The organism is Amycolatopsis sp. NPDC058340 (assembly GCF_042723975.1).
GTDB lineage: Bacteria > Actinomycetota > Actinomycetes > Mycobacteriales > Pseudonocardiaceae > Amycolatopsis.
This window is the reverse complement of sequence record NZ_JBHXIB010000041.1, coordinates 41,820-65,268: the sequence shown is the minus strand read 5'-3', so window position 1 is coordinate 65,268 and position 23,449 is coordinate 41,820. Positions and strand designations below refer to the sequence as shown.

At 70.3% G+C, this 23,449-nt stretch carries 21 protein-coding genes; 8 read left to right on the top strand and 13 right to left on the bottom strand.

What is annotated here, in order from left to right:
• Window positions 1-74: 74 nt before the first annotated feature.
• The 6 genes from ACFWIW_RS32080 to ACFWIW_RS32055 form a co-directional block, all read right to left on the bottom strand.
• Window positions 75-1,409 carry an MCE family protein gene (locus tag ACFWIW_RS32080; protein ID WP_378371899.1) on the bottom strand — a complete coding sequence of 445 codons (1,335 nt, stop codon included), beginning with the start codon at window positions 1,407-1,409 and terminating at the stop codon, window positions 75-77.
• Window positions 1,406-2,254 carry an ABC transporter permease gene (locus ACFWIW_RS32075; RefSeq protein WP_016332769.1) on the bottom strand — a complete coding sequence of 283 codons (849 nt, stop codon included), beginning with the start codon at window positions 2,252-2,254 and terminating at the stop codon, window positions 1,406-1,408. The genes ACFWIW_RS32080 and ACFWIW_RS32075 overlap by 4 nt, the downstream gene beginning before the upstream one ends.
• Window position 2,255: 1 nt before the next feature.
• The gene (locus ACFWIW_RS32070) at window positions 2,256-3,041 is read right to left on the bottom strand and encodes an ABC transporter permease (protein ID WP_125675589.1); all 786 of its coding nucleotides are present in this window, start codon (window positions 3,039-3,041) and stop codon (window positions 2,256-2,258) included.
• A 91-nt stretch (window positions 3,042-3,132) separates the two neighbouring features.
• Window positions 3,133-3,894, bottom strand: coding sequence for a glucose 1-dehydrogenase (locus ACFWIW_RS32065; RefSeq protein ID WP_378371898.1), 762 nt, complete (start codon window positions 3,892-3,894; stop codon window positions 3,133-3,135).
• Window positions 3,895-3,910: 16 nt separating this feature from the next.
• A complete protein-coding gene (locus ACFWIW_RS32060) occupies window positions 3,911-4,795 on the bottom strand; it encodes a 3-oxoacyl-ACP reductase (protein WP_378371897.1) in 885 nt (294 codons plus the stop codon).
• A 71-nt stretch (window positions 4,796-4,866) separates the two neighbouring features.
• Entirely contained in the window at window positions 4,867-5,058 is a 192-nt protein-coding gene (locus ACFWIW_RS32055; protein WP_081975930.1) for a ferredoxin, read from the bottom strand.
• Window positions 5,059-5,161: 103 nt separating this feature from the next.
• Here ACFWIW_RS32055 and ACFWIW_RS32050 point away from each other — a divergent pair, with 103 nt between their 5' ends.
• From ACFWIW_RS32050 to ACFWIW_RS32035, 4 genes are read left to right on the top strand one after another with little or no spacing between them, the layout of a single operon-like run.
• Window positions 5,162-6,343 carry an acyl-CoA dehydrogenase family protein gene (locus tag ACFWIW_RS32050; RefSeq protein ID WP_240597949.1) on the top strand — a complete coding sequence of 394 codons (1,182 nt, stop codon included), beginning with the start codon at window positions 5,162-5,164 and terminating at the stop codon, window positions 6,341-6,343.
• 9 nt (window positions 6,344-6,352) lie between these two features.
• Window positions 6,353-7,426, top strand: a complete 1,074-nt coding sequence (locus tag ACFWIW_RS32045; protein ID WP_378371896.1) for an acyl-CoA dehydrogenase family protein — start codon at window positions 6,353-6,355, stop codon at window positions 7,424-7,426.
• The gene (locus tag ACFWIW_RS32040) at window positions 7,423-8,955 is read left to right on the top strand and encodes a long-chain-fatty-acid--CoA ligase (RefSeq protein WP_378371895.1); all 1,533 of its coding nucleotides are present in this window, start codon (window positions 7,423-7,425) and stop codon (window positions 8,953-8,955) included. Before ACFWIW_RS32045 ends, ACFWIW_RS32040 begins: the two co-directional genes overlap by 4 nt.
• 45 nt (window positions 8,956-9,000) lie before the next feature.
• Window positions 9,001-10,098, top strand: a complete 1,098-nt coding sequence (locus ACFWIW_RS32035; RefSeq protein WP_378371894.1) for an alpha/beta hydrolase family protein — start codon at window positions 9,001-9,003, stop codon at window positions 10,096-10,098.
• On the opposite strand, the gene ACFWIW_RS32030 is transcribed toward ACFWIW_RS32035, so the two are convergent.
• Window positions 10,050-10,652 carry a TetR/AcrR family transcriptional regulator gene (locus tag ACFWIW_RS32030; protein ID WP_378371893.1) on the bottom strand — a complete coding sequence of 201 codons (603 nt, stop codon included), beginning with the start codon at window positions 10,650-10,652 and terminating at the stop codon, window positions 10,050-10,052. The genes ACFWIW_RS32035 and ACFWIW_RS32030 overlap by 49 nt on opposite strands.
• 65 nt (window positions 10,653-10,717) lie before the next feature.
• Here ACFWIW_RS32030 and ACFWIW_RS32025 point away from each other — a divergent pair, with 65 nt between their 5' ends.
• A complete protein-coding gene (locus ACFWIW_RS32025; protein WP_378371892.1) occupies window positions 10,718-11,155 on the top strand; it encodes an SgcJ/EcaC family oxidoreductase in 438 nt (145 codons plus the stop codon).
• Here ACFWIW_RS32025 and ACFWIW_RS32020 read toward each other — a convergent pair.
• The 3 genes from ACFWIW_RS32020 to ACFWIW_RS32010 form a co-directional block, all read right to left on the bottom strand.
• On the bottom strand, window positions 11,148-13,841 hold the full coding sequence (locus ACFWIW_RS32020; RefSeq protein ID WP_378371891.1) for a GNAT family N-acetyltransferase: 2,694 nt from the start codon (window positions 13,839-13,841) through the stop codon (window positions 11,148-11,150). The genes ACFWIW_RS32025 and ACFWIW_RS32020 overlap by 8 nt on opposite strands.
• A 177-nt stretch (window positions 13,842-14,018) precedes the next feature.
• On the bottom strand, window positions 14,019-15,191 hold the full coding sequence (locus tag ACFWIW_RS32015) for an acetoin utilization protein AcuC (protein ID WP_378371890.1): 1,173 nt from the start codon (window positions 15,189-15,191) through the stop codon (window positions 14,019-14,021).
• A 56-nt stretch (window positions 15,192-15,247) separates the two neighbouring features.
• Window positions 15,248-16,096 (bottom strand): sulfurtransferase, encoded by an 849-nt coding sequence (locus tag ACFWIW_RS32010; protein WP_378371889.1) that lies wholly within the window; start codon window positions 16,094-16,096, stop codon window positions 15,248-15,250.
• Window positions 16,097-16,204: 108 nt separating this feature from the next.
• Between ACFWIW_RS32010 and ACFWIW_RS32005 the strand changes: the two genes are divergently transcribed.
• The 3 genes from ACFWIW_RS32005 (at window position 16,205) to galE (ending at window position 19,314) form a co-directional block, all read left to right on the top strand.
• Complete coding sequence (locus ACFWIW_RS32005; protein WP_016332755.1) at window positions 16,205-16,924, top strand: metal-dependent transcriptional regulator; 720 nt, start codon at window positions 16,205-16,207, stop codon at window positions 16,922-16,924.
• Window positions 16,921-18,102 (top strand): galactokinase, encoded by a 1,182-nt coding sequence (gene galK, locus ACFWIW_RS32000; protein WP_378371888.1) that lies wholly within the window; start codon window positions 16,921-16,923, stop codon window positions 18,100-18,102. Before ACFWIW_RS32005 ends, galK begins: the two co-directional genes overlap by 4 nt.
• Window positions 18,103-18,360: 258 nt before the next feature.
• On the top strand, window positions 18,361-19,314 hold the full coding sequence (gene galE / locus ACFWIW_RS31995; RefSeq protein ID WP_378371901.1) for a UDP-glucose 4-epimerase GalE: 954 nt from the start codon (window positions 18,361-18,363) through the stop codon (window positions 19,312-19,314).
• Here galE and ACFWIW_RS31990 read toward each other — a convergent pair.
• The 3 genes from ACFWIW_RS31990 to ACFWIW_RS31980 form a co-directional block, all read right to left on the bottom strand.
• Window positions 19,289-20,353, bottom strand: coding sequence for a DUF4192 domain-containing protein (locus tag ACFWIW_RS31990; protein ID WP_378371887.1), 1,065 nt, complete (start codon window positions 20,351-20,353; stop codon window positions 19,289-19,291). The two genes, galE and ACFWIW_RS31990, sit on opposite strands and share 26 nt — an antisense overlap.
• A 149-nt stretch (window positions 20,354-20,502) precedes the next feature.
• Window positions 20,503-21,357: a M23 family metallopeptidase gene (locus ACFWIW_RS31985; RefSeq protein WP_378371886.1), complete on the bottom strand. Its 855-nt coding sequence runs from the start codon at window positions 21,355-21,357 to the stop codon at window positions 20,503-20,505.
• A 228-nt stretch (window positions 21,358-21,585) separates the two neighbouring features.
• Window positions 21,586-23,397: a Xaa-Pro dipeptidyl-peptidase gene (locus ACFWIW_RS31980; protein WP_378371885.1), complete on the bottom strand. Its 1,812-nt coding sequence runs from the start codon at window positions 23,395-23,397 to the stop codon at window positions 21,586-21,588.
• Window positions 23,398-23,449: the final 52 nt, after the last annotated feature.

The following is a 23,449-nucleotide window of genomic DNA, read 5'->3' as shown; positions in this document are numbered from 1 at the left end:
CTTTCGCAACGTTGAAGGTTGCGAAAGTGGCTTTCGCAACGTCGGCCGGGCGCCCGGCGAGCTCGGCTGAGTCCTCATCGCAGCTCCACCTCCGCCCCGCGGTACAGCGGCCCCACCAGCAGGCTGCCCCAGTTCGGCACCTGGTCCGGCGTCGTGCCCATCGCCGGCGACACGAGCAGGTCGACCAGCCGCTGCTCGTCCGGCGAGTTCACCACCGAACCACCCGCGCCCCCGCCCGCGGGAATGGTCCCGTTCGAGGGCAGGGTGCCGTCGGGATCGCGCGGCGGCGCGGGCTTCGACGATCCGTCGTCGATGGCGCCGTCCGGCGGGTACTGCGGCCAGCGTCCCGGCGGCGGTACCTGCGGATAGCAGCGCGGGCCGCGTTTGTCGTCGTACTTCGGCTCGTCGACCCCGGGCAGGTACTTGCCCCGGCTCGGCGTGAACTCGATCGTCACCCGGCTGACCTCGGGATGCGCGGTGCCCTTGCCGAACGCGAGTTCCGCGCGGGGCACCGATTCGGCCAGTTGTTTGAGCAGGCACGGGTACTCCGGCGCGTATTTCGCGAGGACGTCCAATGTGGGCTGCAGGTTGGTGGTGAGCCGGATCAGGTTGTCCTGATTCACTTTCAGGAAGCTCGTCAGGTCGATCGAGGCCGCGGTCACCGTCGAATAGACGTCGGCGAGACCGCGCTGGCTCTCTACCAGGGTCTTGCTCGTGGTGGTCAGATCCGAGAGCGCGGCCAGCAGATCCGGCGCGGCCTTGTCGTAGATCTTGGCGGCGTCGGCGACCCCGGTGATGTCGGCCTTGAGATCGGGCAGCGACGGGTTCACCTTGCCGAGGTAGTCCGAAAGTCCCGCCATCGTCGCGCCGAGTTGCTTGCCTTGACCGTCCAAAGCGGACGCGACGGCGTTGAGCGTGCTGGCCATCTTCTCCGGCTGGACGGCCTGCAGCAACGGCATCACGTTGCCGAGCACGGTTTCCAGTTCGATCGCGCTGCTGCTGCGGTCCTGCGGGATGACGTCGCCCTCGGCGATGTGGCGCTCAGGCTTCTCCGGTACCTGCAAAGCGACGTACCGCTCGCCGAACAGCGTCTTCGGCAGCAGCCGCGCGGACACGTTCGACGGGATGACCGACGTCTTGTCCGGCTGCAACGCCAGATCCATCGTGGCGCGATCCCCGTGGGCCTGGATCGACCGCACCTCGCCGACGACCATCCCGCGCACCTTGACGTCCGCGCCCACGCGCATCTGGTTGCCGATGCGGTCGGTCTCCAGTTTCACCACGGTCACCGACGTGAAGGCCTTCTGGTAGAAGGCGATGGTGGTGACGAAGAACAGCACGACCACCACGAGGAAGATCAGCCCCAGCACCTGGTGCCGGAGCCGCTGCAGCAGAATCCTCCTGTTCACCCGGAAATCCTCACTGTCGTGGTGGCGCCCCAGATCGCGAGGCTCAGGAAGAAGTCGAGGACCGAGATCAGCACGATCGAGGTTCGCACCGCGCGGCCGACCGCGACGCCGACCCCGGCGGGCCCACCGCTGGCGGTATAGCCGTAGTAGCAATGCGAAAGGATGACGAGCACGCTGAAGATGATCACCTTGAGGAACGACCAGAGCACGTCCTCCGGTGGCAGGAACAGCGTGAAGTAATGGTCGTAGGTGCCCGCGGACTGGCCGTAGAGCCAGATGGTGATCTGCCGTGAGGCGAGATAGGACGAGAGCAGGCCGACGGCGTACAGCGGGATGACCGCGGTGACGCCGGCGATCACCCGCGTCGTCACCAGGTACGGCATGCTCGGCACACCCATCACTTCGAGCGCGTCGATCTCCTCGGAGATCTTCATCGCGCCCAGTTGCGCGGTGAACCCGCAGCCGACGGTGGCCGAAAGCGCGAGCCCGGCCGAAAGCGGCGCGACCTCACGGGTGTTGAAGTAGGCCGAGATGAACCCGGTGAGCGCGGCGGTGCCGAGCTGGTTCAGCGCCGAATAGCCCTGCAAGCCGACGATGAGGCCGGTGAACAGCGTCATCCCGATCATCACGCCGAGCGTCCCGCCGATCACCGCGAGCGCGCCGGTGCCGAAGCTGACTTCGGTCAGCAGGCGGAAGATCTCGCGGCCGTAACGCCGGATCGTGCGCGGGGTCCAGGCCAGCGCGCGGAAGTAGAACGACAGCTGGCCGCCGAAGCCTTCCAGCATCGCCCCGGGACGCGCGATGATCTCGAGCGTCCGGTCGGAAACAGCGGGTTCGCCTGCCATGTCACATCGCCTTCGGCGGCACGATCCGCAGGTAGATCGCCGTCAGCACGACGTTGATCAGGAACAGCAGCAGGAACGTGATGACCACGGCCTGGTTCACCGCGTCGCCGACGCCCTTCGGCCCGCCCGCCGGGTTCAGCCCGCGGAACGCCGCGACCACCCCGGCGACGAAACCGTAGAGGAGCGCCTTGATCTCGCTGATCCACAGATCCGGCACCTGCGCGAGCGCGTTGAAGCTCGCGAGATACGCGCCCGGGGTACCGCCCTGCATGACGACGTTGAAGAAGTAGCCGCCGAGCACGCCGACGACGCTGACCAAACCGTTCAGCAGCACCGAAACCACAATCGCGGCGAGGACGCGGGGCACGATCAGGCGCTGGATCGGGTTGACCCCGAGTACCTCCATCGCGTCGATCTCTTCGCGGATCTTGCGGGCGCCGATGTCGGCGCAGACCGCGCTGCCGCCCGCGCCCGCCACCAGCAGCGCGGTGATCAGCGGGCTCGCCTGCTGCACGATCGCGAGCGCGCTGGCGGCGCCGGTGAACGACTGCGCGCCGATCTGCTGCGTCAGCGAGCCCAGCTGCAGCGCGATGACCGCGCCGAACGGGATCGCCACCAGCGCCGTGGGCAGGATGGTGACACTGGCGAAGAACCAGCACTGCTGGATCCATTCGCGGAACTGGAACGGTCGTTTGAAGATCGCGCGCAGGACTTCCCACGACAGCGTCGCGAGCCTGCCGACCTGTGTGAGCGCACCCGTACCGGGGACGGACACCGTCGCTCCCACAGAACCTCCCAGTCGCCTGCCCCGAGTCTTACTCCACCTGTCAACGCCCCATTGCGTTAGCGGTGTTCACTCTGCTCTCGGCACCTCCGCGTCAAAACTTGAGCGCATGCGTGGCCGTGGCACCGCCGTCGGCGACGAACTCCGCGCCCGTGCTGTACGAACTTTCGTCACTGGCCAGGAACAACACGAGTTTCGCGATGTCCTCCGGCTGCCCGACGCGGCCCAGCGCGACCTTCTTGCCCACCCACGACATGTCGACTTTCTGCCCGCCCGCGGCCGCGGCGACCATCGGGGTGTCGATCGCGCCGGGGTGGACCGAATTGACCCGGATGTTCTTCGCGCCGAGTTCGAGCGCGGCGACCTTGGTCATCCCGCGGATCGCGAACTTGCTCGCGGTGTAGGCGACGAGGAACGGCATCCCGGCGAGCCCCTCCACTGAGGACACGTTGACGATGGAGCCGCCTCCGGCCCCGGTCATCGGTTCAACGACCGAACGCATCCCGAGAAACGCCCCGATCTGATTGACCCGGATGACGCGTTCGTAGTCGGCGAGCGTGGTCTTGCCCAGTTCGGAGAAATGCAGGATGCCCGCGTTGTTGACCAGCACGGTCGGCGGGCCGAACTCCGCGTGGGCACGCTCGATCGCGGCCTCCCATTCGGCCTCGTCGCCGACGTCGAGGTGCTGGTAGACGGCCGATTCGCCGAGATCGGCGGCGAGTTTCTTGCCGTCGAGGTCGTTGATGTCGGCGATCACCACCCGCGCGCCCTCGGCGACGAACAGCCGCGCGGCCGCCTCGCCCTGCCCGCGGGCGCCGCCGGTGATCAGCGCTACCTTGCCGTCGAGCCTGCCCATCGTCATCTCCTCCGGTTCACGGCAGCGACATGATCTCGGACGCGGAGAACATCCGTTCCGGGTCGCGGTCGGCGAAGTAGCCGCCCACGCTGGTGGCGAGTTCTTCGGGGGTCCAGACGCCGTTGGCGGTGTCGAACCGCTGTTCCACCGACGGCGGCCGCATCAGCGCGACCATCCCGCCGTAGACGAGGAACACCTGTCCGTTTACGCGATCGGCGTCCGGCGAGCAGAGGAACGACACGAACGGCGCGACATGGTCGACCGAAAGCGGGTCGATCCCCTCCGGCGCGTCGGCGCCGAAGACCGCTTCGGTCATCGCGGTGCGGGCACGCGGACAGATCGCGTTGGCGCGGACGCCGTAGCGGGACAGGCCGCGCGCCGTGGAGACGGTCAGCGCGGCGATGCCCGCCTTGGCCGCGCCGTAGTTCGGCTGGCCGGGCGCGCCGAGCAGGAACGACTCCGACGCGGTGTTGACCACCCGGCCGTACACCGGCGCGCCGTCCACTTTGGACTTGTCGCGCCAGTACGCCCCGGCGTTGCGCGAAAGCAGGAAATGCCCGCGCAGGTGGACACGGAGCACCGTGTCCCATTCGTCGTCGGTCATCGAGAAGAGCATCCGGTCGCGCAGCACGCCCGCGTTGTTGACCAGGACGTGCAGCCCGCCGAAGTGGTCGACGGCGGCGGTGAGCAGCGCGTCCGCGGTCGCGGACTCCGACACGTCGCCGGTGACCGCGATGGCCTTGCCGCCCTCGGCCTCGATCTCGTCGGCCACCGCCCGCGCCGCGTCCGACACGTCGTTGACCACCACCGACGCCCCCGCGGCGGCCAGCGCCAGCGCCTCGGCCCGGCCGAGTCCCGCGCCGGCGCCGGTCACGATGGCCGTCTTGCCGTCCAAACTCACTCCGGGCCTCCTTGCCTCTCTGCACACACTAGAATCTGTTCTCGCTCGATGCAAGCAGCAAATAGACGGCACTAACCACGTATGAGCAGGGCGTTTTTTGGACAGCTCGCCACGGCTTGAGTAACACGTTCTACTTGATTCTGCGGAACTTCGCCCGGTGCGAGGACAAGCTCCTCGTCGTCGTCGAGATCGAAGACCTCGGGCGCGAAGCCGACACAGATCGCGTTCGCCTCGCAGAGCGAGCGATCGACGTCGATCTCCATATTCCCTCCTCGCCGCCATACCTGGTACAACTAGAACAGGTTCTACCCTACCGCCGTGAGCGGCCATGGCACCAGTAACGAGCACCGACGGCAGAGGTGACGGATGCGGATCGACTACACGCCGGAGCAGCGGGCACTGGCAGGCGAACTCCGGGAGTACTTCGCCGGGCTGATGACCCCGGAACGCCGCGAAGCCCTCGCAGGCGACGGTGGCGAGTACGGCAACGGCCTGGTGTACAAGGAAATCGTTCGCGACCTCGGCAGTTCGGGCTGGCTCGCGATCGGCTGGCCCCGCGAGTACGGCGGGCAGGACCGGCCGATGCTCGACCAGCTCATCTTCACCGACGAGGCGGCCGCCGCCGGGGTGCCCGTCCCGTTCCTCACGGTGAACACCGTCGGGCCGACCATCATGCGCTACGGCACCGAAGAACAGAAGGCGTTCTACCTGCCGAAGATCGCCGCGGGAGAGCTGCATTTCGCGATCGGTTACTCCGAGCCTGGCGCGGGCACCGACCTGGCGGCCCTGCGCACCCGCGCGATCCGCGACGGCGACGACTACGTCATCAACGGCCAGAAGATGTGGACGAGCCTGATCGAATACGCCGACTACATCTGGCTGGCCGCCCGCACCGACCCCGAGGCGCATCGGCACAAGGGCCTGAGCATGCTGATCGTGCCGACCTCCGCACCCGGCTTCTCCTGGACGAAGGTGCACACCGTCGCCGGGCCGGGCACGAGCGCCACCTACTACGACGACGTCCGCGTCCCGGTGACCTCCCGGGTCGCCGGGGAGAACGAGGGCTGGCCGCTCATCACGAACCAGCTCAACCACGAGCGGGTCGCGCTGACCTCGGCCGCGCCGATCCAGACGTCGCTGCGCGAGGTGCGGACCTGGGCGCAGACCACGAAGCTGCCCGACGGCACCCGCGTCGCCGACCAGCCGTGGGTACGGCTGCACCTGGCGCGGATCCACACGCACGCCGAGTACCTGAAACTGCGGAACTGGCGGATCGCCTGGGCCGCCGCGAGCAGCGAGCTGGGCCCGGAGGAGGCGTCGGCGACCAAGGTGTTCGGCACGGAGTTCGCGACCGAGGCGTACCGGCTGATGATGGAGATCCTCGGCGCGGGCGCGGTGGTCCGCGAGGGCTCCCCCGGTGCCCAGCTGCGCGGCCGGATCGAACGGCTGCACCGCTCGTCGCTGATCCTCACCTTCGGCGGCGGCGCCAACGAGATCCAGCGGGACATGATCGCCGCGACCGCCCTCGGCCTGCCCGTCACGCGCTAGGAGATATCGATGGACTTCACGCTCACCGAAGCGCAGCGAGACCTCGCGTCGCTCACGCGCCGGATCCTGACGGACAAGGTCACCCCGGATGTGCTGGGGCCGCACGGTTCCGGCGGCTTCGACGCTCCACTGTGGACTTCGCTGGCCCAGGCCGGCGTGCTCGACGCCGCCCTTCCGCAGTCGGTCGGCGGTGGCGGTTTCGGACTGCTGGAGCAGTGTTCCGTACTCGCCGAGATCGGCCGCGCGGTCGCGCCCGTGCCGTATCTGACGTCGGTGGTCATGGGCGCGGCGGCGGTGGCCGCCTTCGGAGACGGGCGGCTGGCCGAGCGCTGGATCGTCCCGGTCCTGCGCGGTGACCACGTCCTCGCGGTGGCTCTGCCGGACTACGGCGTGCCGTGCGGGTTCACCGCCGAGGCCGACGGCGACGGCTGGCGGCTGACCGGCGCGCAGACCGCGGTGCCGTCGGGCGCGTTCGCGCACGGGTTCCTCGTCGAAGCCGCCATCGACGGCGGTAGTCAGGTGTTCCTGCTCGACCGGGACGCGGTGACGGTCTCGCCGCAGCGGACCGTCGACCACGCCGACGCGGCACTCGTCGAACTGTCCGGCGCGAAGGCCACGGCCTCGCTGGGCGACGTCGGCGAATGGCTGCGGCTGCGGGGCACGATCGGTGTCTGCGCGCAGCAGCTCGGCGTCGTCGAACGGGCACTGGAGCTGACCGCGGCGTACGCGCGGGAGCGCAAGCAGTTCGGTCACCTGATCGGGAGTTTCCAAGCCGTGCGGCAGCGGCTCGCCGACGCCTACGTCGACGTCGAAGCCGTCCGGCTGACGTTGTGGCAGGCCGCCTGGCGGCTGAGCGAAGGACTTCCGGCGGCCGAGGAGGTCGCGACGGCGAAGTTCTGGGCGGCCGAGGCCGGACATCGGGTCGCGCACACCGCCGTGCACATCCACGGCGGGGTCGGCATCGACGTCGACCACACCCTGCATCGCTACTTCGTCGCGGCGAAGCGGCTCGAGTTCACCTTCGGCGGGGCGACCGCGCAGCTGGGCGGGCTCGGCGACCTCCTGGCCGCGGCTCCGGCATGACACCCACGGTCACGGAACTCCTGCTCGCGCGGGCGGAGGACCGCTCGACCGGGTTGCTGTTCGAGGACCGGCGCTGGACCTGGGCCGACCACGTCCGGGCCTGCGCCGGACACGCGGCCGCGCTCGCCGGGATCCTGCGTCCCGGCGGGCATTTCGGGTTACTGGCGGACAACGTCCCCGAGTTCTCGTTCCTGCTCGGCGGCGCGGCGCTCTCGGGGCACGTGCTGGTCGGCTTGAACCCCACCCGCCGGGGCGCGGCGCTGGCCCGGGACATCGCGCTGGCCGACTGCGAGCTGGTGTTCACCGAGGAGAAGTACCTTCCACTGCTGTCCGAGGCCGGCGTGCCGGTGCTGCCGCTGAGCGATCTCGAACCGGCGAGGGAGGCCGTCGTCCCCGTCGCCGCGAAACCCGAAGACCTGCTCATGCTGATCTTCACCTCCGGCACCAGCGGCGATCCGAAGGCCGTCCGGTGCACCCACGGCAAGATCGCCTATCCCGGCGAGATGCTGGCCACCCGGTTCAGTCTGTCCACAGAGGACACCGTCTACGTGTCGATGCCGATGTTCCATTCCAACGCCATCATGGCGGGCTGGGCGGTCGGGCTCGCCGCGGGCGCGGGGATCGCGTTGCGGCGGCGGTTCTCGGCCTCCGGCTTCCTTCCGGACGTCCGGAGGTTCGGGGCCACCTACGCCAACTACGTCGGCAAACCACTGTCCTATGTGCTCACCACGCCCGCGCGGGACGACGACGCCGACAATCCGCTGAAACTGGTCTATGGCAACGAAGGCGCGGAAGCCGACCTCGCCGCCTTCGGTAAGCGATTCGGCTGCCACGTGGTCGACGCGTTCGGTTCGACCGAGGGAGGCGTGAACTTCGGCAGGGACGCCACCACCCCGCCCGGTTCGCTCGGCCGCCTGCTCGACGGCGTCGCCGTCCTCCATCCGGAGACCGGGAAACCCTGTCCCCCGGCGGAATTCGGCGAAGGCGGGCAGCTGCTCAACACCGCCGAGGCGGTCGGCGAACTGGTCAACACCGGTGGTCCCGGTTTCTTCGCCGGGTACTACGGCGACCCCGCGGCCGAGGCCGAGCGGATGCGCGACGGGATGTACCACACCGGCGACCTGGCGTACCTCGACGCGGACGGCTACTGCTATTTCGCGGGCAGGCTCGGCGATTGGCTGCGCGTCGACGGCGAAAACCTCGGCACCGCCCCGATCGAACGCGCGCTCCTGCGGCATCCCGCCGTCAGCGAGGCCGCCGTGTACGGCGTCCCGGATCCGCGCGTCGGCGACCAGGTGCTGGCCGCGCTCGTCTGCCGGGCACCGATCGACGCGCACGAGTTCGCCGCTTTCGTCGCCGCACAAGGCGATCTCGGGCCGAAACAGCGGCCGAAGTTCGTGCGGGTGCTCGAAAGCTTGCCGCGGACGGCCACGCACAAGGTGCTCAAGCGAGAGCTGGCCGCGGACGGCACGACGGACGCCTGGGAAGTCCGCTACCCCCGGGACCGATCCCAGGGTCGGGACGGGTGATCTTCCCGATGTCCCGGGACCTGTTCGCTCCCTACGTTCGGTGCCATGAAACGAACAACACGCCGCATCGGCGTACTCGCCACCGCGCTCACCCTCCCCGCCGTCCTCCTCACGCCGTCCGCTTCGGCGGCACCCGTCCGGTTGACCCTGCCCGCGCCGACGGGCCCGTTCGCGGTCGGCAGCACCGACCTCCATCTGCTCGACCGCTCCCGCCAGGACCCGTGGGTTCCCGGTACGGCAAGGGAATTGATGGTCACCGTGCGGTACCCGGCGCTGCCGAGCGGAAAGCCGAAAGCGCCGTACATGGCGCCAGGTGTCGCGAAGGTGGTGGCCGAAGGCGACGCCGTCAAACTGGGGATGCCGGCGGATCGGATCGACTACCGCTTCCCGACCCACTCCCGGATCGGCGCGCCCGCGATCGGCGGCAAGCGGCCGGTCGTGCTGTACTCGCCCGGGGGCACGTTGTCGCGTTCGCACGGCACCACGCACCAGGAGCAGCTCGCGAGCGAGGGCTACGTCGTGGTGGCCATCGACCACACCCACGAAGCGGAAGCGGTGGAGTTCCCCGGCGGCCGCGTCGAGAAGAAGGCCTTGCCGCCGTCGAGTATCGAGGTGTCGAAACGCGTGATCGAGACCCGCGTCCAGGACACGCGGTTCGTCCTCGACGCGCTCGGCCTGACCCGGGCCGGCATGTTCGGCCACTCGGCCGGTGGGTTCACCGCGGGCGAGACGATGGTGAGCGACCGGCGCGTCGTCGCCGGGGCGAACCTGGACGGCAGCATGGCCCACTCGCAATCCCAGCGGATCTTCGGCCGCGTCGCCGACGAAGGACTGGACCGGCCGTTCCTGCTGATGAGCGCCGGTGACCACAGCGCGGCGTCGGACGCGTCCTGGCAGGAGTTCCAGCGCAATCAGCGCGGCTGGACCGGGGAAACGCGCCTGCCGGACGGTGAGCACTTCAGCTTCACCGACTACCAGACCCTCCTGCCTCAGCTGGGCAACGCTCCAGCCGCGTTCGTCGGCACCATCGACCCGGCACAGAGCGTCGCCGTCCAGCGCGCTCGGCTCTCCGAGTTCTTCGCCGAGAACCTGCGTCACCGAAGCAGCGACGCGACCAAGGTGTCCTTGAGCCAGGCTTCGTAGTCGTCGTGACTCCACCCGGCCTCGGTGACGAGGCTGGTGTGGACGTCGGCGCTCATCAGCGCGACGGCGATGTCCGTGGCCCTCGGCGCCAGGCGACCGGTCTTCCGGACACGGTCCATGACCATCTCGACGCCGAGCCGGTTCCGCCGCGCGCCCTCCGCCTGTGTCGCGGCGATATCCGGATCGACGGCGGCACCGGAGCTCAGCATCGCGACGATGTCGCCGCAGCGTTCCCGGACCTGGCGGGCGACCGTGGCCAGCAGACCGAGCAGCGCGACCGGATCCTCGGTCCGCCGCGCCTCGGCGACGACGTCGGGAATCCCGGCCTCGTCGTCGAGGAGGTCGACGAGACCGCCGAGGACGCCGGCCTTCGAACCGAAATGGGCGTAGATGGTCTGCGGGGAGACCCCGGCTTCCTGGGCGATGAGGCGGATCGGGGTCCGCGCGTACCCACGCTCGGCGAACAGGCCGCGGGCCGCCGTCAGGATCGTGCGCAGCGTCAGCGCCTCACGGCGATCGCGCAACCGGACGATGCCGGGAAGGTCCGCCGACATGTATGCTCCTCGAAAGTTGGAACGTTGTTCTAAGCAATGGATCGCTGTTACAAGAGAGGATAGCGATGACCACCGAGGAGATCATCACCGCGATGGAACGAGCCTGGAACGCGGGCGACGGCCAGGCGTGGGCCGCGAACTTCGCCGAGGACGCGGACTTCGTCGACGTCGTCGGCCGGATCCAGCGCGGCCGCGCGACGATCGCGCGCGAGAGCCAGAACATCTTCGACACCATCTACCGGGGCAGCACGCTCCGGATCCGCCCGGTGTCGAGCCGCCCGCTCGGTGGCGGATTCGACCTCGTGCACACCGCGACCGTGCTGACCATCCCGGCCGGTCCCCTCGCCGGGGAAGCGCGAGCGGTGCAGACGATGGTCGTCCACGACGAGCGGGTCGTCGCGTTCCACAACACGATCCGGGGCGATATCGCGGCGTTCACCGGCCACGACGCGGACCTCGCGGCCCGCTCGCCCCAGGAGTGGGACGCGGCCGAACTCAAGTAGGGGCGTTGATCGGGCGCAGCCGGCGCGGCCCGGTGTCGGGACGCGACGGTGGCGGGCCCAGCACGATCCGGGCGTTGGCCACGAAGGCGCCGTCCGGGGAGGCCAGGATCGGGTCGAGCGTCATCGACCGGACCTCGGGGTTGTCCTCGGCGAGCGCCGCGACGCGCAGCACGATGTCCTGGAGCGCGGCCAGATCCGCCGGTTCGTCGCCGCGGTAGCCGGTGAGCAGCGGCGACGTCCGCGGTTCGCGCAGCAGGGTGGCGGCGTCGACGTCGGTCAGCGGGACGGCGCGATAGGCCCGGTCCCCCAGCAGCGTGCTGACCAGACCGGAGAGCCCGAACGACACGAGCGTGCCGAACGAAGGGTCGTCCTGCAGCCCGATCACGCAGGACAGGCCCTTGGGCGCCATCCGCTGGACGTAGACCTCGTCGTCGCCGGAGATCTCCCGCAGATCGAGGTACGCCCGGCGCACACCGTCCACAGAGGACAGATCGAGCCGCACCCCGGCGAGGTCCGGCCTGCCGCGCAACCGTTCGTCGACGGCCTTGAGGGTGACCGGGAAGCCGAGGTCCTCGGCCGCTTTCACCGCTTCGTCGGCGGACGTCACGACCTGGAACGGGACGACGTCGATGCCGTAGCAGCCCAACAGCCGGACAACGTCGTCGTCGGAGAGCAGCGTCGTCTTGCCGTCCTCGGCCGCCAGGAGCTCGCCGACGATCACCTGCGCCTGCTCGGCGTGCAGTCCGGCGGGCCGCACCAGGTTGCCTTGTGGCCGCTGGCGCCAGGCGGCGTACCGCACGACACGCGCGAGGGCGTTCACCGCGCGCTCCGGGCTCGGGTACGACGGGACCGAACCCCGCGTCGGCACGCCGTCCTCCGACAGCACGGCCAGCTCGTCCGGCACGCCCTCGACGGCCAGGAAGGTCGACACGATCGGCTTGTTCTTGTCCATCTCGACGACGGCCTCCCGCAGCGCGCGGGCATACGCGGTCCCCGGGATCGCCAAGGGCGGCACGAAGACCACGACGAGCGCGTCGGTCTCCGGCGAGTTGAGTGCTTCGCGCACGGCGGCGGCGAATTCCTCCGGGCTCGCCTGCGGCCCGACGTCGACCGGGTCGGCGGTCAGCCGGAGGCCGTGCGCCCGCGCCGTGTCGGCGGCGAGCAACCCGATGGCGCTGGAGTTGCCGACGATGGCGATCCGCGGCCCGGCGGGCAGCGGCTGATGGGCGAAGACCAGCGCGGTGTCGAAGAGCTGAGCGAGCGTGTCCACGCGGACGACGCCCGCCTGCTCGAACAGGGCCTGGACACTGGATTCGTCGACCTCCGCCGACGTCGCGGCGAGCTGCGGGCGGACGGCGTGCCTGCCGGATTTCACCGCCACCACCGGTTTCGTCCGCGCCAGCCGCCGCGCGAGCCGCGCGAACTTGCGCGGGTTGCCGAACGATTCCAGGTACAGCAGGACGAGGTCGGTCGCCGGATCGGTCTCCCAGTACTGGAGCAGGTCGTTGCCGGAGACGTCGGCCCGGTTCCCCGCCGAGACGAAGGTGGAAAGGCCGAGGCCGCGCGCTTCGGCGTCGGCGAGGATCGCGGTGCCCAGCGCGCCGGACTGGCAGAAGAACCCGGTGCGGCCGCGCGCGGGCAGGCGGGGCGCGAGGGTGGCGTTGAGCCGGACCGAGGCGTCGGTGTTGAGCACGCCCAGCGCGTTCGGGCCGACGACGCGCATGCCGTGCGCCCTGGCCTCCCCGACCAGCCTCAGTTCGGCGTGCAGCCCGTGCGGCCCGGCCTCGGCGAACCCGCCGGAGACGATCAGGAGGGTCTTGACCCCCTTCGCCAGCGCACCGTCCAAAACGGACTCGACGGCCTCGGCGGGAACGGCGACCAGCGCGAGGTCGACGTCCTCGGGAATGTCCACGACGGACGGATAGGCACGGACACCGCGGACGGACTTGTGCTCCGGGTTGACCGGGTAGACCGTGCCGGCGAAGTCGGCGCTGAGCAGGTTGGTGAGGGCGACGTAGCCGATCTTCGTCGGATCGGTGGACGCGCCGATCACCGCGACCGACTTCGGATGCAGCAGGTTGTGCACGCTGCGGGCCTCGGCGGCCTGCTCCCGGGAGCGGGCGACCGCGAGCGACTCCTCGGTCGGGTCGATGTCGAACTCCAGGTGCAGCACGCCTTCTTCGATCTCGCGGCTGACCTGGTAGCCCGCGTCACGGAACACGCGGACCATGCCCGCGTTCTCGGCGAGCACCTCGGCGACGAAGCGGCGCAGCCCGGATTCCGAGGCGGCCGCGGCCAGATGCTCCAGCAGGATCGACCCGAGCCCGCGGCCCTGGTGTGCGTCGTCGACGACGAACGCGACCTCGGCCGACGGCCCGTGCTCGAGCCGCTCGTACCGGCCGACCGCGACGATGTCGTCGCCCAGCAGCGCGACGAACGCGACCCTGTCGTGGTGGTCGACGACGGAGAACCGTTCGAGGTCGCGCTGCGGGATCCGCGGATAGGCGCCGAAGTACCGGAAGTACCGGGTGCGTTCGGACAACCGGCCGTGGAAGGCGACCAGGCCGTCGGCGTCGCTCGGGATCACCGGGCGCAGGTGCACCGTGCCGCCGTCGGAGAGCAGGACGTCGGCCTCCCACTCACGCGGGTAGTCGTAGGGGTCGCGCTTGGTGTCCTCACTGACCATGAGCGTGTCTCCCGAACTGAAGGTGATGGGTTGGGTTCGGACACGCGCGCGCGTTTCTCTTCGGCCGGAGGCCTCGGTTTTCCGGAGGCGGGCCGCCGGCCCGGCCGGGTGAGTGAACAGCCGCCGCGTCCCGGCTACGGAAAACCGAAAGCGCGCTTCGAGAGACACTGACCATGTTCAGTCCCTCGGATCGTCCGGATCGAGGCCGTGCAGGGGGAAGATCGCGCGGCGGGTGTCGCGGATGGCGATGTCGACCGGCTCGTCCTCCCCGTCCCCCCACGGGACGAAGGCGGTGTCGCGGCCGTCGGACATGCCAGGCGGGATTTCGGCCTTCGGCGCCGCCCTGGAGATCGACGCGACCCAATTCGGCGGCAGCGACGTCGCCGGGTCGACGTCGCGGTCGAGCACGGTGGCGAGCAGATGGGTCCAGGACCGCGGCACCACCCTGATCAGCTGGTAGCCACCGCCGCCCACGGCCAGCCAACGGCCGCCGGTATGCGTCTCGGCCAGCTCGCGCAGCCGTCGGTAGATGGCGCGATGGCCGTCCACGGAGAGCGAGAGATCCGCCAGCGGGTCTTCCTCGTGCGAGTCGACGCCGCATTGGGTGACGAGGATCTGCGGCCGGAACTGCTCCAGCAGCGACGGCACCACCGCCTCGAACGCCCGCAGCCAGCCGCCGTCACGGGTGCCGGGCGGCAGCGGCAGGTTGACCGCGGTGCCCTCGGCCCCACCCTTGCCGATCTCCGCCGAGTAGCCCGTGCCCGGCCACAACGTGAACGGGTGCTGGTGCAGGGAAACGGTCAGCACCCGCGGGTCGTCGTAGAACGACGTCTGCACGCCGTCGCCGTGGTGGACGTCGGTGTCGACGTACGCGACGCGCTCGAAGCCGTGGTCCAGCAACCACGAGATCGCCACCGAGCAGTCGTTGTAGACGCAGAAGCCCGACGCCTTGCCCGGCATCGCGTGGTGCAGCCCGCCGGCGATGTTCACCGCCCGGGTCGCCTCGCCTTCGGCGATCTTCCGCGCGGCCAGCAGCGTCGAGCCGACGACCAGCGCGGACGCCTCGTGCATCCCGCTGAAGACCGGGTTGTCCTCGGTGCCGAGCCCGTGCGCGAAGTCGGCACCGGTCATCGGCGCCTGCCGGACGGCCTCGATGTACTCGCCGAGGTGCACGCGGCGCAATTCGTCCTCGCCCGCCGGGCCGGGGATCAGCAGCTCGACCCCGTCGAGCACGCCGAGTTCGGTGGCGAGCCGGATGGTCAGTTCGAGCCGCACCGGATTGAACGGATGCTCGCCGCCGAGGTCGTAACCCAGCAGCGAGGAGTCCCATACGACGGCCGGTGCTCGCATGGCCGGAACTCTAGTGCCCGGACGCGGCTCGCGCGTCGCTCCGGACCGCCCGCGGGTCAGCCGGGCAGATCCCCGGTCGCCACCGGGCGCTCCGGATCGCGGGACCAGTGCGACCACGAACCCGCGTACAGCGCGGCGGGCGCGGGGTGACCGGCGACCTCCAGTGCGAGCACCACGGACGAGGCGGTGACGCCCGATCCACAGTAGACACCGACCGGGGTCTCCGGGGCCAAGCCGAGACCTTCGAAGCGCTCGGCCAGTTCCGAAGCGTCGCGCCAGCGGCCGTCCTCCCCGACGTGCCCGGAGAAGGGCGCGTTGACCGCGCCGGGGATATGCCCGGCGCGCGGGTCGATCGGCTCGGTCTCCCCCGCGTACCTCGGCCGCGCCCGCGCGTCGAAGAGCAGCCCGTCCCTGGCGAGCGTGGCGGCTCCGGCCGCGTCGAGCACCGGCATGCCGCCGGGCTTCACGACGACGTCGCCCTCCTCGGGTGAAGGAACCTCGTCGGTGACCGGGCGTTCCTCGTCGACCCAGGCGGCGAACCCGCCGTCCAGTACCGCCACCTCGGCGTGCCCGGCCCAGCGCAGCAGCCACCACGCCCGGGCCGCGACCGAACCGTCGGAATCGTCGTAGACCACGACCGGGTGACCGGCACGGACCCCGGCGGCCCGCAGGTGCCGCTGCAGCGTCTCCGGTTCGGGCAGCGGGTGACGGCCGCCCTCGCCAGGCTCCCCGGCGAGCGCCGTGTCGAGATCGACGTACACCGCGCCGGGGAGATGCGCCTCACGGTAGGAATCGGCGCCCGGCGGCCCGGCGAGCCGCCAGCGGACATCGAGGACTACGGAGCGTGCGGAATCCGGCCCGGAGAGCTGCTCCGCGAGTTCGCTGGTGGTGATCATGGGGCGCATGGGCCCATCTTCCCGTGACTCGCGGCTCCATGCCCAGCTTGGGGGACTTTTCCCGGCTCGGTGCTTGTTCTCCCCACGCCTGCGTCGCTGTCGGTGCCAGCGACTACGATGAGCAACGCGGACGAAGGGGACAGCGTGAACGATCTCATCGACACCACAGAGATGTACTTGCGTACCATCTACGAGCTCGAAGAAGAAGGTGTCGTCCCGCTGCGGGCCCGGATCGCGGAGCGGCTGCAGCAGAGCGGCCCGACCGTGAGCCAGACCGTCGCCAGGATGGAGCGCGACGGACTGGTCGTGGTCGCGGACGACAGGCACCTGCAGCTGACCGAGCACGGGCGCGAGCTCGCCATCGCGGTCATGCGCAAGCACCGGCTGGCCGAGCGCCTCCTGGTCGACGTCATCGGCCTGGAATGGGAGCACGTCCACAACGAGGCCTGCCGCTGGGAACACGTGATGAGCGAGGCCGTCGAGCGCAAGCTGGTCAAACTGCTCGACCACCCCACCACGTCGCCCTACGGCAACCCGATCCCGGGGCTGGACAAGCTCGGCGACGGCGATCCCGCCCCGCCCGCGGAAGCCGACCTCGTGCGGCTCGACGAGTTCGCCCGCATGGGTGGCGGCGAGGTCGAGATCCGCCGCATCGCCGAGCACGTGCAGCTGGACGAGACGCTGATGACGGAGCTCAAGTCGGTCGGCATCGTGCCCGGCAGCCGGGTCAAGGTCGGCAAGACGGCGCCCGGCGGGACCATCGAGGTCACCGGCGGGAGCAGCACCGCGCAGGTGCCCGTCTCGGCGCTGCACGCCGTGCTGGCGCAGGCCAGGTGAGCGCCGCGTCCGACGCCGCGGAGACCTTCCAGGCCCTCCACGGCCGGGCTCCGGCCGGCGTCTGGTCCGCACCGGGCCGGGTGAACCTGATCGGTGAGCACACCGACTACAACGACGGTTTCGTGCTGCCGTTCGCCCTCCCGCACCGGCTCGCCGCCGCGGCGACGCCGCGCGAGGACGGTGTGCTGACCGTGGCCACCCTCGGCTCGGACGGCCGGGTGCAGGAATCCGGCCCGCTCACCATCGCCGAGCTGCGGCCCGGTTCGGTCGAGGGGTGGGCCGCGTACCCGGCCGGGGTCGCGTGGGTCCTGCGGGACCAGGGCCTCACCGGTGGCGCGGACGTGGCGATCGCGGGGGACGTGCCCTCGGGGGCGGGCCTGTCCTCCTCCCACGCGCTCGAATGCGCCGTCGCGCTCGCCCTCCTGGGGCTGGCGGGCAGCACCCCGGGGACCGGCGCGGGTTCGCCGACCCTGCACGAGGTGGCGCGCTGGGTGCAGCGTTCGGAGAACGACTTCGTCGGGGCGCCGACCGGCCTGCTCGACCAGACCGCTTCCCTGTGCTGCACGGAATCGAACGTGCTGTTCCTCGACGTCCGCTCCGGCGAGATGGAACAGGTGCCGTTCCCGCTCGAAGAATCCGGCGTCCGGATCCTGATCATGGACAGCCGCACGAAGCATTCGCACGCCGAGGGCGGCTACGGCGAACGCCGCAGGGGCTGCGAGCGTGCCGCGGAACTGCTCGAGGTGAAGGCACTGAGGGACATCGGCGTCGACGGGCTGGACACCGCGCTCGCCAAGCTGCCGGACGAGCTCGTGCCTCTGGTGCGCCACGTCGTGACGGAGAACCAGCGCGTCCTCGACACCGTGGACCTGCTGCGCGCGGGCCGGATCACCGAGATCGGCCCTCAGCTGGACGCCTCGCACGTGAGCATGCGCGACGACTACCGGATCTCCACCCGCGAGCTCGACCTCGCCGTCGATTCGGCCCGCGAAGCCGGGGCGCTCGGCGCGCGGATGACCGGCGGCGGCTTCGGCGGTTCGGCGATCGCACTGGTCCGCGAGTCCGATGTGGACGCCGTGGGCCGAGCGGTGAAGGCCGCGTACGAGGCGGCGGATCTGCGTCATCCCAGGCTGTTCACCGCCGTGCCGTCGCGTGGCGCCGGCCGCGACGAGCTTTAGAGAGAAGCCGGCCCCATGACGCGGAGGCCTGCTGTGAAGGCCGCTTTTGCGTGATTCGCGTGTCCAGGCACGGGACACGCGTGATCGGGGACGTGACTCGCGTGATCGAAGACCGGACACGCCGAGGCCGGATTCCGTAGCCCACACCCGCACCCCCGGGCGCGCACCGTGCCCGGGGGCGAGGACACTGGGCCGCGACCGCATCCGCAGCAGAAAGGCGCGAACGTGACCGACGAACCGACCAAGACCCTGAAACTGATGGTGACGGGCGGAGCCGGTTATGTGGGCAGCGTCTGCGCGGCCCGGCTCATCGAGGCCGGGCACGACGTCACTGTGGTCGACGACCTCTCCACCGGGCACGCCGACGCGGTGCACCCGGACGCCACCTTCGTCGAAGGCGACGCCGCCGAGGTCGCCGGGCGCCTGCTCGGCGACGGCTTCGACGGTGTGCTCCACTTCGCCGCCAAGTCGCTGGTCGGCGAATCGATGACGGATCCGGCGAAGTACTGGGAAGGCAACGTCCTGACCTCGCTCCGCCTGCTCGAGGCGATGCGCGACCACGGCACGAAGCGGCTGGTGTTCTCCTCCACCGCGGCCACCTACGGCGAACCCGAGTCCTCCCCCATCCCGGAGACGGCCCCGACCCAGCCGACCAACACCTACGGCGCGACGAAGCTGGCCATCGACCACGCGATCACGTCGTTCTCGCGCGCCCACGGCATCGCCGCGGTCAGTCTGCGCTACTTCAACGTCGCCGGCGCGTACGGCTCCTTCGGCGAGCGGCACACCACTGAAACCCACCTGATCCCCCTCGTGCTCCAGGTCGCCACCGGGGACCGCGAGCGGATCCAGATCTTCGGTGACGACTACCCGACCGCGGACGGCACCGCCATCCGCGACTACATCCACGTGGTCGACCTCGCCGACGCGCACCTGCTGGCCCTGCGTCACGCTGCCGACGGCGAGCACCGCATCTACAACCTCGGCAGCGGCACCGGTTTCTCGGTGCTCGAGGTGATCGAGGCGTGCCGCCGCACCACCGGTCACGAGATCCCCGCCGCGGTCGCGCCGCGCCGCGCGGGCGACCCGTCGGTGCTGGTGGCGTCCAGCGAGCGGGCCGGTGACGAGCTCGGGTGGAAGCCCGAGCGCACCGACCTCGACGGCATCGTGGCCGACGCGTGGGCGTTCACCCGGTCCCGCCGGAACGCCTGAGTGCGATCTCCGGTGGTCCTTCGGCTTGCTGCCGCAGGACCACCCTGACCAGTTCGGACGGCGGCACCATCGCGTTGAGGGCCGTGCTCAGCAGCGCCGCCAGCTCGTGCCCGGGGTCGGCCTCGCCGGCCCTGGCCAAGGCCATCCCGGCGGTCGCCAGGTCACCTCGGACATAGGCTGCGTGCGCCTTCAGGACGAGCGCGTCGGCCGCTTCGGGGGCCGGGAGTTCCCGGGCCAACGTGAGCCAGAGGTCCTCCGCCGCGCGGGCGAGCGACGAGTCCGAGGGGACGGCGGTGAGCAGGCAGGCGCCGCGGACCTCGACCAGGGACAGCGCCCAGGCCAGCCGGACGGCCTGGTCGTCGGTGATCGACCGGTCGCCGCCGTCGGCGCGGGTGAGGGCGGCGTTCACCTCGGCGACTCCGGCCGGGACGGGATCTTCCCCTCGCCAAGGCGGATCGGCCATCCTGGTGAGGAGATCGGCCCGTCTGGCGAGCGTCTCCGGCGCGACGGGGTCGAAGAGCCGCTCGAGCTCGTCCCGGCTCGCGTGGGTGACCTGCCCGGCACCGGTGACGATCGCGGCGGCCACCGAGTCCCGAGGATCCGGCAGGCGCCCGCCACAGGTCCTTTCCCGGTAGCAGCCCCAGTGCACGTCAGCGGCGATTCGCGGCGCCCACACCGCATGCGTCAGCGAGATCTCGTATTCGGCCAGCGAGGCTTCCAGCCGCCGGATGAACCGGCGGCGCGGTGGCCGTCCCGCCTTGTTCGCGGTGCCACCGCCGACCACCGCGACGGTGGCACCGGTGTGGCCGGTCACGGCGAGCCTGACCGCCAGGTCACGTGCCTGGTCTTGTTCCAGGCCCGGCGGCGGCAGGTCCACGCGCATGACGAGGCCTTGTTTCATCCGTCCCGGGCCGCGCAGGCCGAAGACGACGACGGAGTCCTCGGGGTGGAATCCGAGGAGGTACGGGATCGCGACGAGCAGGTCCGCCGGATCCGTCAGATCGACCTTGGTCCTGCCGGTCGGGGTGGAAGTGGTCATGCCCCCACCCTGCGGCGGGAATGGGGCCGCTGGGTGGGGGCAGGACACATCTGTGGACAGCCGGGACCGTTGTGGACAACCGCCGCCGGACCGATCGCGGGAGGCCGATCCTGTCGCCTGCGTGATCTACAGTGCCCGGCCCCGCGGGATCAGTCGCAGTGCTCGAACGGGCTCTCGTAGGCGTTCGATCCGACCGAACCGCCCCACTTGACGCAGGTCGAGGCGGCCGTCTTCTTCACCGGTCCGGCGTAGTAGGTGAAGCTGCCGGAGTCGGTCACGCGAGCCGAGCCCTGCACCTCGAGGAACGCCGAAACCGGCGAAGCGGTGCCGAGCGAAACGGCCTTCAGCGTGGTGACGCAGTTGGCCTTGGTCGAAGCGTTGTACAGCAGGTACGCGGTTCCCGAACCGTTCGCGAGCCCCTGCGAGTCGACGACAGAGAAGCCGCTACCGCACACCTCGGTGGCCTCGTACGGGTTGCCGCTGCACGAGTTCTTGCTGGTGAAGTTCGTGTGGCCGTAATACGGCACCGCGACCCCGTTCAGCACCGCCTTCTGCACCACGCCGTTGAGCCGCTCTTCGAAGTGCAGGTGGGGGCCGGTCACCCCGCCGGTCGCGCCGGCCGTGCCGATCTGCTTGCCGAGGCTGACGGCCTGGCCGACCGACACGGACTGGGTCGAAAGGTGGGCGTACCGGGTACGCCAGCCGCCACCGTGGTCGATCTCGACCCAGCGCCCGTAGCTCGTGCTGCCTTCGTTGGCGACGCGCGTGACGGTGCCGCCCGCCGACGCCAGCACCGGCATCCCGGTGATCCCCGACTTCTGGAAGTCGACCGAGTTCGCCGGGCTGTGCCCGCTGAACGTCGCCGCCGTGACCGTGACGCCGCATTTGAAGGGGACCTGGAAGTTCGGGGCGGCCGACGCCTGCGTCGTGCCGGCGAGGGTCAGGCCGAGCGCGGGGAGAACGGCGGCCGCGGCGAGCACTGCGAAACGGCGCAACCTGGACATGGAGACCTCCATCAGGTGGGGAAGCCGGACAGGACGGAGCAAAGCCGGGGGAAATACATTTTCCGTACAAGCCCGAGGTCGGGTCGGGGTTTTCCGGCCGGAACGCCGGGTGCCCCGTCCCGCGACGACGCCCGTCGTCGGTCGTGATGGCCGCATCGGTGACGTAGTGAAGGCCTCCTTCCTTACCTTGAAGGTAGGGAAGGAGGCCTTCACGGACGGCGGCCCCGCTCAGCCGAAGGCGGCACGCAGCGCCGGCTTGCCGCCCGCCACGGGCAGCACCAGCGAAGTGCGGTTCAGCTCGACCGAGACACCGGCGCCCGGCTTCGGCCGGAGCGTGTAGTCGTGATCGCTGGAGGCCACCAGGAACTCGATCTTGTGCCCGGCCGCGAGCAGGTAGTCCTTGGCGACCAGTTCCACCTCGACCTTGTAGTTCTCACCAGGGGTGATCGGATCCGTGCGGGCGGGGTCGCGCCGGTTCTGCGGATCGGTCCAGCCCCGCGTGATCACCTTCGCCGTCCCGTCCGGGGCGCGGTCGAGGAGCACCGCGGTCACGTTCGCGGCCGGCTTGTCGAAGGACAGCGACAGGTCGGTCTTCACGGTTCCGGAAAGCCGCACGGGCTGTTTCGCCGCGGTGGTCGAGTACAGCAGGCGGTTGCCCGACGACGCGGCGGCCGCCAGCTGTTCGATCGTCTTGCCCGCGTCGTCCGCCAGCGTCTCGACGGCCGCCTTGCCCGGAACGGGGTTGCGCGTGTCGAGCTTGCCCTTCGAAGAGCCGCCGGGCCACGGGTAGAGCTTGACGTCCTGTGTGCCGGGCAGCGGCCACTCCGGCTCGTCCACCCACGACTTGTCCTCGCGCTGGATGGTGGCCTTCGGCTCCCGTTCGATGCCGTTGTCGATGCCGTAGAGGTAGTGCGACATCCACTTGTTCAGCGTGGCGAGCCAGACGTCGCGGCGGAGGCTGTACGGGTCGGCGTGCCCGGCCTGGTGCAGCCAGATCTTGTGCTCGACACCGCGCGCCTTGAGCATTTCGTACCAGCGGGTGCCCTGGTCGGTCTTGACGTTCCAGTCGCCGAGGCCGTGCACCACGAGCACCGAGGCGCGCACCTTGTTCACGTCGTTGCGGTAGTTCCGCACGTCCCAGAAGGGGCTGTAGTCACCGGTCACCCGGTCCTGGTCGACCGTGATGCCGTCGATCAGCGGACGGCAGACGGCGCGATCCTGGCGCGTGTAGACGTAGTCCGCGAGCACGTCCGCGTCCTCGCCCTGGAATCCGCCGGCCGCGACGACGGCGCCGTCGTTGCGGTAGTACTCGTACCAGCTGGAGATCGCCGCGATCGGGACGATCGTCTCCAGCCCTTCGACGCCGGTACTGGCCACCGCGTTGGGCAGCGTCCCGTTGTAGGACACGCCCATCATGCCGGTCTTGCCGGTGCTCCAGTCCGCGACCGCGGCCTTGCCCGCCGCGTCCCGTGCCGTCGTGCGGCCGTTCAGCCAGTCCACAATGGACTTCGCGCCGATGGTCTCGTTGACGTCGCCGCTGCTGGGGCAGCCGGTGGACTGGCCGCTGCCGAGCGACTCCCCGTACACCACGGCGAACCCGCGAGCGGTGAAGTAGTCCTGGTAGCGCCAGCTGATCGGTGCCGCGTTCGGGCCGACGGTCTTCGTGGCGATCCGCGGGCCGGCCGGGGCGCGCTTCGCGCCGGGCACGTACAGCTCCACGTCGACGTTGTGGTTCGCGACGTCGTTGCCGCCCGCGTAGTACGGGCTGGCCTGGTAGACGACCGGGACCTTCATGCCCTGCTGCGTCGCGCGGGGCCGCACGACCTCCGCGTGCACGAGGTCGTCCTTGCCGTCGTGGTCGCTGTCGACCGGCGCGGTGACCCAGACGTTCTCCCGGATGACGTCCGCCGGGTCGAACACCGGCTGGGCTTGGCCGTCCTTGAAGACCGGCGTTGGCGGCGCGTCGGCGTGGGCTGGCAACGCCGTCGCCGGCAGGACCAGGACGGCGGTGAACAGGGCAGCGAGCCTGGCGACTCTCACAGGACCCCCAATTGCGGGCGGGCAGGACCCGGCTGAGGTTTCCGGCCACCCG

Excerpts from the sequence above, each read along its gene's own strand:
- ACFWIW_RS32075 (WP_016332769.1), bottom strand. The coding sequence starts at position 2,254 with ATGGCAGGCGAACCCGCTGTTTCCGACCGGACGCTCGAGATCATCGCG.
- ACFWIW_RS32065 (WP_378371898.1), bottom strand. The coding sequence starts at position 3,894 with ATGGGCAGGCTCGACGGCAAGGTAGCGCTGATCACCGGCGGCGCCCGC.
- ACFWIW_RS32055 (WP_081975930.1), bottom strand. The coding sequence starts at position 5,058 with ATGGAGATCGACGTCGATCGCTCGCTCTGCGAGGCGAACGCGATCTGT.
- ACFWIW_RS32050 (WP_240597949.1), top strand. The coding sequence starts at position 5,162 with ATGCGGATCGACTACACGCCGGAGCAGCGGGCACTGGCAGGCGAACTC.
- ACFWIW_RS32045 (WP_378371896.1), top strand. The coding sequence starts at position 6,353 with ATGGACTTCACGCTCACCGAAGCGCAGCGAGACCTCGCGTCGCTCACG.
- ACFWIW_RS32040 (WP_378371895.1), top strand. The coding sequence starts at position 7,423 with ATGACACCCACGGTCACGGAACTCCTGCTCGCGCGGGCGGAGGACCGC.
- ACFWIW_RS32035 (WP_378371894.1), top strand. The coding sequence starts at position 9,001 with ATGAAACGAACAACACGCCGCATCGGCGTACTCGCCACCGCGCTCACC.
- ACFWIW_RS32030 (WP_378371893.1), bottom strand. The coding sequence starts at position 10,652 with ATGTCGGCGGACCTTCCCGGCATCGTCCGGTTGCGCGATCGCCGTGAG.
- ACFWIW_RS32025 (WP_378371892.1), top strand. The coding sequence starts at position 10,718 with ATGACCACCGAGGAGATCATCACCGCGATGGAACGAGCCTGGAACGCG.
- ACFWIW_RS32020 (WP_378371891.1), bottom strand. The coding sequence starts at position 13,841 with ATGGTCAGTGAGGACACCAAGCGCGACCCCTACGACTACCCGCGTGAG.
- ACFWIW_RS32015 (WP_378371890.1), bottom strand. The coding sequence starts at position 15,191 with ATGCGAGCACCGGCCGTCGTATGGGACTCCTCGCTGCTGGGTTACGAC.
- ACFWIW_RS32010 (WP_378371889.1), bottom strand. The coding sequence starts at position 16,096 with ATGCGCCCCATGATCACCACCAGCGAACTCGCGGAGCAGCTCTCCGGG.
- ACFWIW_RS32005 (WP_016332755.1), top strand. The coding sequence starts at position 16,205 with ATGAGCAACGCGGACGAAGGGGACAGCGTGAACGATCTCATCGACACC.
- galE (WP_378371901.1), top strand. The coding sequence starts at position 18,361 with ATGGTGACGGGCGGAGCCGGTTATGTGGGCAGCGTCTGCGCGGCCCGG.
- ACFWIW_RS31990 (WP_378371887.1), bottom strand. The coding sequence starts at position 20,353 with ATGACCACTTCCACCCCGACCGGCAGGACCAAGGTCGATCTGACGGAT.
- ACFWIW_RS31985 (WP_378371886.1), bottom strand. The coding sequence starts at position 21,357 with ATGTCCAGGTTGCGCCGTTTCGCAGTGCTCGCCGCGGCCGCCGTTCTC.